At 66.6% G+C, this 9,932-nt stretch carries 8 protein-coding genes; 4 read left to right on the top strand and 4 right to left on the bottom strand.

Annotated elements, in window-relative coordinates:
- Positions 1-53: 53 nt before the first annotated feature.
- Both GIW57_RS14395 and GIW57_RS14400 read right to left on the bottom strand, forming a co-directional pair.
- Positions 54-980, bottom strand: coding sequence for a c-type cytochrome (locus GIW57_RS14395; protein ID WP_236511672.1), 927 nt, complete (start codon positions 978-980; stop codon positions 54-56).
- The gene (locus tag GIW57_RS14400; protein ID WP_236511681.1) at positions 977-2,323 is read right to left on the bottom strand and encodes a cytochrome c; all 1,347 of its coding nucleotides are present in this window, start codon (positions 2,321-2,323) and stop codon (positions 977-979) included. The genes GIW57_RS14395 and GIW57_RS14400 overlap by 4 nt, the downstream gene beginning before the upstream one ends.
- 183 nt (positions 2,324-2,506) lie before the next feature.
- Between GIW57_RS14400 and GIW57_RS14405 the strand changes: the two genes are divergently transcribed.
- Positions 2,507-3,658, top strand: coding sequence for an alpha/beta fold hydrolase (locus GIW57_RS14405; RefSeq protein ID WP_236511674.1), 1,152 nt, complete (start codon positions 2,507-2,509; stop codon positions 3,656-3,658).
- 4 nt (positions 3,659-3,662) lie between these two features.
- Here the strand turns inward: GIW57_RS14405 and GIW57_RS14410 are convergent, their stop codons facing one another.
- The gene (locus tag GIW57_RS14410) at positions 3,663-4,802 is read right to left on the bottom strand and encodes an MFS transporter (protein WP_099820119.1); all 1,140 of its coding nucleotides are present in this window, start codon (positions 4,800-4,802) and stop codon (positions 3,663-3,665) included.
- Between the two features lie 187 nt (positions 4,803-4,989).
- Here GIW57_RS14410 and GIW57_RS14415 point away from each other — a divergent pair, with 187 nt between their 5' ends.
- Together GIW57_RS14415 and GIW57_RS14420 are read left to right on the top strand one after the other, a co-directional pair.
- The gene (locus GIW57_RS14415) at positions 4,990-5,685 is read left to right on the top strand and encodes an alpha/beta hydrolase (RefSeq protein WP_236511676.1); all 696 of its coding nucleotides are present in this window, start codon (positions 4,990-4,992) and stop codon (positions 5,683-5,685) included.
- A gap of 156 nt (positions 5,686-5,841) precedes the next feature.
- Positions 5,842-8,037, top strand: coding sequence for a TonB-dependent siderophore receptor (locus tag GIW57_RS14420; RefSeq protein ID WP_236511678.1), 2,196 nt, complete (start codon positions 5,842-5,844; stop codon positions 8,035-8,037).
- 54 nt (positions 8,038-8,091) lie between these two features.
- Here the strand turns inward: GIW57_RS14420 and GIW57_RS14425 are convergent, their stop codons facing one another.
- Positions 8,092-8,793 (bottom strand): pirin family protein, encoded by a 702-nt coding sequence (locus GIW57_RS14425; protein ID WP_100464797.1) that lies wholly within the window; start codon positions 8,791-8,793, stop codon positions 8,092-8,094.
- A gap of 140 nt (positions 8,794-8,933) precedes the next feature.
- On the opposite strand from GIW57_RS14425, the gene GIW57_RS14430 reads away from it, so the two are divergent.
- Complete coding sequence (locus GIW57_RS14430; RefSeq protein ID WP_089240309.1) at positions 8,934-9,854, top strand: LysR family transcriptional regulator; 921 nt, start codon at positions 8,934-8,936, stop codon at positions 9,852-9,854.
- The last annotated feature ends 78 nt before the right edge of the window (positions 9,855-9,932 follow it).

Here is a 9,932-nt window from a genome sequence, read left to right on the forward strand (position 1 = left end):
GCGCAGATGCAGGGAGTGTGTTGTGTGACGGCCGGCAACACCGGCGGCGTCCCTCAGTATCGCGCGTCCTTCGGTTTCGGGTCGCGTGGCCAGTCCTTGGCCTTGCCGGCGAAGTCCGGGCGCGGCTGGTGGATGAAGTAGCTGGCGATATCCACCGCATCCTGGTCGGGCATCACCTGCTGGCCCAGCGGCGGTTCACGGGTCACTGCCGGCGGCATGTTGTGCTTGACGAAGCCCGCGGCCTTGTACAACCGCGCCATGCCGGCACCGATGTTGAAGCTGCGCTCGCCCCACAGCGGCGGGAACGCGATATCGCCACTGGCATCTCGCTGGCCCTCTCCGTTGTTGCCGTGGCAGGCAGCGCACTGCGCGGCATACAGCGCCTGCCCACGTACCGGGTCCGGCGTCAGCGTGCTGTCGATCGGCCCTTCGCTGGGCGCGGCTACGCGTGCACCCTCCGGTACCGGGCGGCTCAGCCACGCCATGTATTCCAGCATCGCGCGCATCTCCGGTGCATCCTTGGCCAGCGGTTTGCCGTTCATCGAACGCTGCAGGCAGCCGTTGATGCGCTCGGCCAAGCCGATTTCCCTGCCCGGGCGCGGCATGTAGCGCGGGTAGCTGCCACCGCCGGTGTTGAAGTAGTGATTGCCGAACGGTCGCTTGCCTTCGGCCATGTGGCAGGAATTGCAGTTCAGATCGTTGCCGACGTTGTCCGGCAGCAAGCGTGCGGTCTCGTTGAGCAGGCGACGGCCGAACATCACCGCGTCTGCGTTGCCGAGGCTGGCGATCTCTTCGGCACTGGGCACGTGGTACTGGCCCACCACCTGGCCGTGACCGTCGAGGATATCCAGAGTCCTCGCCACCTCCGCATCCAGGTCCGGGTACAGATGCTGGTACAGCAGCGTGCCGGCGCCGGCCAGCAGCACCGCAACCACTGCGCTGGCGATCATCGCTCTGGAACGCTTCTTCGAACGCCTCATTGCGCCGTCTCCTGCGGGACCACATGCACCGGCTTGTCACGCACTACCCGGCGCATGCGCGCCACGTCCAGTTCACTGACCGCACTGGCCTGGTTGCCCCAGCTGTTGCGGATGAAGGTGAGGATGTCGGCGAGCTGCGCATTGGGCAGCTGCTCGAAGCCCGGCATGGTGAATGCCATCCGGTCATGCGGCGTGTGCGGCGTGCGTCCACCGATCAGGGTTACCTGCACCAGCGAGCTGGGATCGTCGGCGAACACGATGGAGTTGCCGGCCAGGGCAGGGTAGACCCGTGGCATGCCACGGCCATCTGCACGATGGCAGGCCTGGCAGTGTTCGGCGTAGGCTAGCGAACCGGCCACCCGGTAGTCGCCGCCGCGCAGTGCGGCGGTGGTGGTGTCGCTGCCCGGCGTCCACTGCGCGCTGCGGCCTTCCCGTGCTGGCAGCTGCTTCAGATACCGCGCCATCGCCAGCAGATCGGCGTCGGACAGGTACTGCGTGCTGTGCTCGACCACATCGGCCATGCCACCGAAGGCCGCGGAACGATCGGTGCGGCCGGTACGCAGGAACTCGACGATCTCGGCTTCGCTCCAGCTGGCCAGGCCGGTAGCCTCGTTGCGCAGGTTCTTCGCATACCAGCCTTCCAGCACCGAGCCGGACAGGAACTGGCGGCTGCCGTCATCGGCCATCGTCTTTTCCTGGAAGGCCAGCCCGCGCGGGGTGTGGCAGGCGCCGCAGTGGGCGAGGCCTTCAACCAGTTCGGCGCCGCGTTGCTGGCCGGCATCCAGGGTTGGATCAGGGGTGAAGCTGCGTGGGCGTGCGAACAGCAGCTGCCACCAGGCAAGCGGCCAGCGCATGTTGGCCGGCCATGGAATCGTGCTCTCGGCGTTGCCCTGCCGGACCGGCTGCACTGCGCCCATGAAGTAGGCATACAGCGCCTTGATCTCGGCATCGCTGGCGATCACGTACGAGGCGTAGGGCATTGCCGGATACAGCGGCTGGCCGTCATGGCGGATGCCACGCCGCACCGCGCGCTCGAAATCCGCATAGTCGTACGCGCCGATGCCGGTATCCGGGTCCGGGGTGATGTTGGTCGAATACAGCGTGCCCATCGGCGTCTGCATGCCAAGCCCACCGGCGAAGGGCTTGCCGCCCGGTGCGGTGTGGCAGGCGGCGCAGTCGGCGGCACGTGACACATACCGGCCCTGCTCGATCAGGGTCGGGTCGTGGATATCGACCTCGGCCTGTTGCCGCGGGGCGAACCAGTACGGCGTGCTGCGGGCGATGCCGTAGGCGGCGGCCAATGTGGCGGCCAGGGCAATGGCGAGCTTGAACGAGGTGCGCATGCCGGCACTGTGGCCATTGATGCGATGGCGTTCATTGATCCGGATCAATGCTTCGGCCGGTCGCGACATTGTGACAAGCTGAATCGATCCTGCGCTGTCATCAACCCGTCATCCGGCTGCGATAGATGGCGTCGGGCGTGACCGCTAACCTGCCACGCTGTCGCACTTTTCCCCTGACTGCCCATGAAGCGCCTGCTGCTGCTTTTGCTGGCGTGCGCCGGCCTGTGGCTGGCTGCATGCTCTTCTTCGATGACCGCCTCGTCCACCTCGCTCAGCGACCGCCTGATCGCGCCCGGTGGCGTTTCGACCCTGCTTGATCAGCCGCGGATCGCCGCGGCCGTGGCTGCGTTGCCGAACCGGCATGGCTTCGCCGCGGGCCGTGATGGCGTGCCGATCTTCTGGCGTGTTTTCGATCCGGGTGACTATGGTGCGCGCTACCGCTACCTGCCGCAGCAGCACCAGAACGGCCTGCCGCTGGATACCGGGCTGAGCCTGGCGGTACCGCAACCGTTCCGCGCGCAGGCGCCGCGTGGCACCGTGGTCCTGCTGCACGGCTGGATGATGAACGGTGATTCGATGCTGCCGTGGTCGCTGCAGCTGGCCGAGTCGGGCTACCGCGTGGTCACCCTGGACCTGCGCAACCATGGCCAGTCCGGCGCCGGCCCCTCTGGCTACGGCACCTATGAATCGGACGATGTGGTGGATGTCATCGCCGAACTGCGCGCGCGCGGCGAGGTGACCGGTCCGCTGTACCTGTTCGGCGTTTCCTATGGCGCTGCCACCGCACTGTTCACCGCCGACAAGCTGGGCGACCAGGTCGCAGGCGTGGTGGCGATGGAATCGTTTGCCAATGCCGGCGTAGCGATCCGCACCATGATTCCGCATCTGATGGCGCTGCAGCCGGAAGGCTTGAAGGCAAAGGCCATCGCCTCGTATGCACGCTGGCGCTACGGCAGCCAGGACATCAACCAGGTGGTGGCCGCCGCCAGCCGCCGCATCGACGTGGACCTGGACCAGGTGGACGTGGCACGCGCGCTGGCCGATACCCGTGCCTGCGTGCTGCTGCTGCACGGGCAGGGCGACCAGCACATTCCGGTCAGCCAGGGGCGTGCGCTGGCACAGGCCAACCCGCGTGCGCACTACATCGAGATGCGCGGCGAAGATCACATCACCCTGCCGCTGCGGTTGGACCTGCTGGCCGGGGTGGTCGATGACTGGATGGCGCGCGACGAACACCACCCGAAGTCCGCGTGCCCAGCGCCGCAGTTGCCGGCCCAGGCCGAGTGGCTGGTGCACGGCGTCGATGCACCGGCAAAGACCCCAGCGCGCAGCTGAGCCTTCAGGGCAGGCGGCGGGCCAGTGAACGCGCCGACGCCGCCACGCCCAGCAGCATCGCCGCCACGCACAGGAAGGCAAAGCCCAGGCTGGTGGCGTGGGCGAGCGCGCCGATCGCTGCGGGGCCCGCAAGGATGCCGGCATAGCCCAGCGTGGTGACTGCGGTGATCGCAATGCTCTCCGGCATCGCGCGCTGCTGGCCGGCCATCGAGAACAGGGCGGGCACGATGTTGGCGCAGCCCAGGCCCACCAGCACGTAGCCGACCAGTGCCATCGCGAAGGAGGGCACCAGCGTGGCCAGCGCGAAGCCGGCTGCTGCGGTGATGCCGCCAATGACGATGGTGCGGGTGCGGCCAAGGCGCTCGACGATGCCATCGCCGAACAGGCGCATCGCGGTCATCGCCAGCGTGAACACCGCAAAGCCGGCACCGGCCTGGTCGCGCGGCACCTGCCGCACTTCGGCCAGGAACACCGCGCTCCAGTCGAGCATCGAGCCCTCGGCCAGGAACACCACGAAGGCGAGCACGCTGATGAACAGCACGACGCCGTGCGGCACGGCCAGCATCGGGCCATCATGCAGGATGCGCTGCGGGCGCCAGTGCGGGGCCGACAGCACGGCCACCAGCAGCATGGCCGCCACGGCGACCAGTGACGCCAGCCACAGCGGCGTACCGAGAACCAGCAGGCCGGTCATGCAGCCGGCGCCGACGAAGCCACCGATGCTGTAGAACGCGTGGAAGCCGGACATCATCGGGCGGCCCGCATCGCGCTCGACGGCCACCGCCTGCATGTTCATCGTGCAGTCCATCGCGCCCACACCCGCACCGAACACGAACAGCGTCGCCCCCAGTGCCAGCGGCGTAGGAGCGAGCGTCAGCAGTGGCAGGGCGAGCAGAATCAACGCCGTGGTGGCGATCATCAAGCGGCGCGAGCCCAGCCGCGCGGTCAACGCACCTGCCAGCGGCATCGCCAGCAATGAGCCCAGTCCCAGGCACAGCAGCAGCCCGCCGAGGCTGGCATCGGACAACCCGGCCTTGGCCTTGGCGAACGGCACCATCGGTGCCCAGGCAGCAGTGGCAAAGCCGGGAATGAAGAAGGCAGCGCGGGTCGCGTGCTGCTGGGCGCGGGGAGAAGAAGGCGTCATGCGCGAGGAAGGCTCCAGAGGATCACCCTCATGAAAACGTTTTCAGGCGCGCCGGGCAAGTGCCATGCGTGACATCGAGCGACGCATACGATTGCAGTGGTCCGGATGCGTCACCGTTGATTAACGCCATCGGTGGAGAGTAGCCCGACGGTCGGCATTCCGCCCGGCCGCTGCCGGAGATCAGCGCATGAGCACCACACCGACCATCCTCCTCGTCCATGGGTTCTGGGGCGGGGCCGCACACTGGGCCAAGGTGATCCTGGAACTGCACCGCAAGGGCCACGACCAGGTGAAGGCGGTCGAACTGCCGCTGACCTCGCTGGTCAACGACGCCGAGCGGACGCGCCGGATGATCCGCCAGATTGATGGCCCGGTGGTACTGGTCGGGCATTCCTATGGGGGCGCGGTGATCACCGAAGCCGGCAACCAGCCCAATGTGCAGGGCCTGGTCTACATCGCTGCATTCGCGCCGGACAGTGGTGAGAGCCCCGGCGGCATTACCCAGCAGCACCTGCCCGAAGCAGCACCGAACCTCGCCCCGGACAGTGATGGCTATCTGTGGCTGCGTGCCGACAAGTTCCATGAGAGTTTCTGCCAGGACCTCAGCGCCGACGAAGGCTGGGTGATGGCGGTGACCCAGAAGGCGCCGCTGGCCAGCACCTTCGGCGATGCGATCAGCGATCCGGCGTGGAAGCACAAGCCGAGCTGGTACCAGCTTTCCAGCCAGGACCGGATGATCTCGCCACAGAACCAGAAGGCCATGGCCGAACGCATGCAGCCCAAGCGCCTGCTGCAGCTGGAAGCGAGCCATGCCTCGCTGGCCTCGCATCCGGCCGAGGTGGCAGCACTGATCCTGGAGGCGGTGGCGTCCGTCGACGGCTGACGTTTGCCACGGGGCAGCGCCTGCTCAGGCCCGGGCGCCACCCACGACAGCGGAAGCGCAGGAGAGTAAACTCCTGCGCCTGCGGCCCTTGGCCGCCATTCCCTCTTTCCCTCGAGCCGCCGCCAGAGGATCCCACCCCTTCGTGGAGGTCCCGTCGTGTCGTCCGTGCCTGTTCGTTTTTCCGTCCTCTCCCTGCGTCGTCGCCCGTTGGCGAGGGCTCTTGCCCATGGTCTTCTGCTGATCTCAGTGGCCGCTGCCGGCGCCGCCTCGGCGCAATCCGCACCGGCTGAAGAAGAGGGCAAGACGCCCTCGCAGACGCTGCAGACCGTGCAGGTCACCGCCAACCAGCTGGGCACCATCACCGAAGGCAGCGGCGCCTACACGCCGGGCACCATCGCTACCGCCACCCGCCTGGTACTGACGCCGCGGCAGACCCCGCAGACCATCAGCGTGATCACCCGTGCGCAGATGGACGACTTCGGCCTGGACGGCATCGATGACGTAATGCGGGTGACCCCGGGCATCAGCATCGTCACCTACGACAGCGAGCGCACCGAGTACTACGCACGTGGTTTTGCCGTGCAGAACTTCCAGTACGACGGTATTCCGATGTCGCGCGACTCGGCCTACTCGGCCGGCAATACGCTCAGCGATACCGCGATCTACGACCGCATCGAAGTGCTCAAGGGTGCCACCGGCCTGCTGACCGGCATGGGCGATCCCGGTGCGACCATCAACCTGGTGCGCAAGAAACCGGGCAGGGAATTTGCGGGCAGTGCGACGCTTGGCGTCGGTCGCTGGGACGACTACCGTGCAGAAGTCGATGTCGGCGGCCCGTTGACTGCCGATGGCCGCGTGCGCGGGCGCGCGGTAGGTGCCTGGCAGGACAAGCATTCCAATCTGGATTTCTACCAGCGCACCAGCAAGGTCGGCTATGCCGTACTGGAAGCCGATCTGGGCGAACGCACGCTGCTGACCGTGGGGGGCGACGTGCTGGAGAGCGACCCCAAGGGCTCGACCTGGGGCGGCATTCCGTTGCTGGACAGCCAGGGCAATTTCAATGACATGCCGCGCTCGTTCAACAACGGTACCCGCTGGAGTGGCTGGCGCCAGTACGTGCGCACCGGCTTTGCCACGCTGGAACATACGTTCGACAACGACTGGGTGGCCAAGCTGCAGCTCAACCACCAGGTCAATGGCTACGATGCCGCGCTGGCAGGTGCGGCCGGCGGCAATCCCGATCCGGTCACCGGCGAAGGCGTTTCGTTGTGGCTGGGCAAGTATGTCGGCAAGACCGTCAGCAACGCTGCCGACTTCTACCTGAGTGGCAACTTCGGTCTGTTCGGCCGCCAGCATGAACTGGTGGTCGGCGGCAGTGCGTCGCGCAAGCGCTGGACCAACACCGGTTATTCGCCGCAGCCCGGATACCCGACCGCCGTTGCCGACTACAACAGCTGGAAGGGTGACATCCCGGAGCCGGAATGGCAGCGCGGTTATGGCAACAACGAGGTGACCCGCGAGAACGGCCTGTACGTGGTCGGTCGCTTCGACATCGCCGACCCGTTGAAGGTGATCGTCGGCAGCCGCCTGGCCAGCTACCGTTCGCCGCAGACGCGCGAGACCGGCGTGTTCGTGCCGTATGCCGGCGTGGTCTGCGACCTCGGCGAGCACTATTCGGTCTACGCCAGCTACAGCACCATCTTCAAGCCGCAGGGTGAGCGCGACGAACAGGGCAAGGCACTGGATCCGCTGGAAGGCCGCAGCTATGAAATGGGCCTGAAGGCGGAGTTCTTCGACGGCCGCTTCAATGCCAGCGCGGCGCTGTTCCAGCTTGACCAGGACAACTTCGCCCAGCCTACCGGTGGCAAGACGCCGACCGGCGATATCGCCTATCGCGCATTGATGGGCGTACGCACCAAGGGCTACGAACTGGAGATGTCCGGGCAGTTGGCCGAGGGCTGGCAGGTGCAGGGCGGCTTTGCGCACAAGATCGCCCGCCAGGCAGGGACCAAGGTGTCCACGCTGGAGCCGGAAAACCAGTTCAGCCTGCACACCAGCTACCGCCTGCGCGGCGACTGGCGGGGCCTGACCGTCGGTGGCGGTGCGCGCTGGCAGGATTCCACGTTCGGCAACATCACCAACCCGGCCGATGGTGCGTCGGTGGTCCATCGCACCCAGCCGTACTGGCTGCTGGATGCCATGGCGCGCTACCAGTTCAACGATCGCCTGTCGGCCACCGTCAACGTCAACAACCTGCTGGACAAGCGCTATTACACGATCTTCAGCTGGTACAGCACCTACACCTGGGGCGAGCCGCGCAACGTGCGGCTGGCGGTGACGTACAAGTTCTGATCGCGTTGCGACATGACAAGCCCGCGATGCTGGACGGCATCGCGGGCGTGTGGGTTACAGCGGCAGGTCGAACACCAGCACTTCGGCGTCGTTGCCGTTTTCCAGGGTCAGCTGTGCCTCGTCGCTGACCTGCAGCGCGTCACCCGCTTCCAGGGTGATGCCGTTGACCTGCAGCTGGCCCCGCGCCACCTGCACATACGCGCCGCGGCCGGCAGCCAGGGCGTGATGCAGCTTCTGCTCGCCATCGAGGATGGTGGCGAAGATGCGCGCATCCTGGTGGATGTGCAGCGAGCCATCGGCGCCATCCGGCGAGGCAATCAGGCGCAGCTGGCCGCGCTTGCTCTCCGGCGTGAAGTGGGTCTCTTCATACGACGGCGTGATGTTCTCGGTCTGCGGAAAGATCCAGATCTGCAGGAAATGCACCGGATCGGTGGCCGAATGGTTGAACTCGCTGTGGCTGACGCCGCTGCCGGCGCTCATACGCTGCACGTCGCCGTAGCGCAGCACCGAACCGGTGCCCATCGAGTCCTTGTGCTCCAGTGCGCCGCCCAGCACGTAGGAGACGATTTCCATGTTGCTGTGGCTGTGGGTGCCGAAACCCTGGCCGCCGATCACCTTGTCTTCGTTGATGACCCGCAGCGGGCCGAAGCTCACATAGCGGGGGTCGTAGTAGTTGGCGAACGAGAAGGTGTGGCGCGAGGACAGCCAGCCATGCTCGGCCAGGCCACGGGTAGCGCTCTTGCGGATCTGCAGCATGATGGAATCTCCTTGTTCGATGGTTTCGATGGGGCGGGGTGGGCTGGTAGCCACTGTGTTTCCCCGTTGAAGAGAAGTATCCGCTTGCACCTTGGGTTTGAAAAACGGATAGTTTTGACAGCCATCATCGAAAATTTCGAATGCTCAAGCTCAGCCTCGATGCCCTGCAGATCCTGGACGCGATCGACCGCCGAGGCTCCTTTGCCGGCGCCGGCAAGGCCCTGCACAAGGTGCCCTCGACCATTTCCTACACCGTGGCCAAGCTGGAAGAGGATCTTGGTGTGCAGCTGTTCGACCGGATCGGCCCGCGGGCGGAACCGACCGAGGCTGGGCGCGCGTTGCTGGAGGAGGGCAGGCACCTGCTGCGTGCGGCACGGGAGCTTGAGCTGCGGGTACGGCGCGTAGCCTCGGGCTGGGAGGCTGAATTGACCCTGGCGGTGGATTCGGTGTTCCCGACCTGGCTGCTGGGACCGGATATTGCTGCATTCCGTGAGGTGGCGGCGCCGACCCGATTGCGCCTGTTCGGCGAGGCGTTGTCCGGTACCTGGGAAGCGCTGCTGGACCGGCGTGCCGACCTGCTGGTGGGCGCGCCGGGCGAGGGCCCCAGTGGCGGGGGTTATGTGGTCGAACCGCTGGGCAGCGTTGGTTTTGTGTTCGCGGTGGCGCCGGGGCATCCGTTGGCGACGGTGCCGGGTGTGCTGGGCCGCGAGCAGTTGGCGCCGTATTGCGCGATCGCGGTATCCGATTCGGCACGGCGGCTGCTGCCACGAACAGTGGGCCTGTTGATGGGCCAGGAGACGTTGACCGTGCCGGACATGGCCAGCAAGTTGAAGCTGCAGTGCCAGGGGCTGGGATTCGGTTTCCTGCCCGAGCCCTGCGCGCGCGCGGCGGTTGCGCGTGGCCAGCTGGTGATCCGCGAGGTCGAGGAGCACAAGCCGGAGGAGACCTTCTGGCTGGCCTGGCGCACGGGCGAAGATGGCGCGGCTCTGCGTTGGTGGCGCGAGCGCTTGCGGCGGCCGGAGTTGCTGGCGCAGTGGTGGCAGACGATGGCAGAGGGATAGGGTTCGGCAGGGCTGCGCCCTGCACCCGCCGAATCGACGGCAACGGCAACGGCAACGTCAACAGCCAAAGCCAAAGCA

The organism is Stenotrophomonas sp. PA-6-5C, from assembly GCF_021605635.1.
Classification (GTDB): domain Bacteria; phylum Pseudomonadota; class Gammaproteobacteria; order Xanthomonadales; family Xanthomonadaceae; genus Stenotrophomonas; species Stenotrophomonas lactitubi.

What these genes read in the sequence shown, in the direction of transcription:
- GIW57_RS14430 (WP_089240309.1), top strand. Translation starts at nt 8,934, where the DNA reads ATGCTCAAGCTCAGCCTCGATGCCCTGCAGATCCTGGACGCGATCGAC.
- GIW57_RS14395 (WP_236511672.1), bottom strand. Translation starts at nt 980, where the DNA reads ATGAGGCGTTCGAAGAAGCGTTCCAGAGCGATGATCGCCAGCGCAGTG.
- GIW57_RS14425 (WP_100464797.1), bottom strand. Translation starts at nt 8,793, where the DNA reads ATGCTGCAGATCCGCAAGAGCGCTACCCGTGGCCTGGCCGAGCATGGC.
- GIW57_RS14400 (WP_236511681.1), bottom strand. Translation starts at nt 2,323, where the DNA reads ATGCGCACCTCGTTCAAGCTCGCCATTGCCCTGGCCGCCACATTGGCC.
- GIW57_RS14405 (WP_236511674.1), top strand. Translation starts at nt 2,507, where the DNA reads ATGAAGCGCCTGCTGCTGCTTTTGCTGGCGTGCGCCGGCCTGTGGCTG.
- GIW57_RS14415 (WP_236511676.1), top strand. Translation starts at nt 4,990, where the DNA reads ATGAGCACCACACCGACCATCCTCCTCGTCCATGGGTTCTGGGGCGGG.
- GIW57_RS14410 (WP_099820119.1), bottom strand. Translation starts at nt 4,802, where the DNA reads ATGACGCCTTCTTCTCCCCGCGCCCAGCAGCACGCGACCCGCGCTGCC.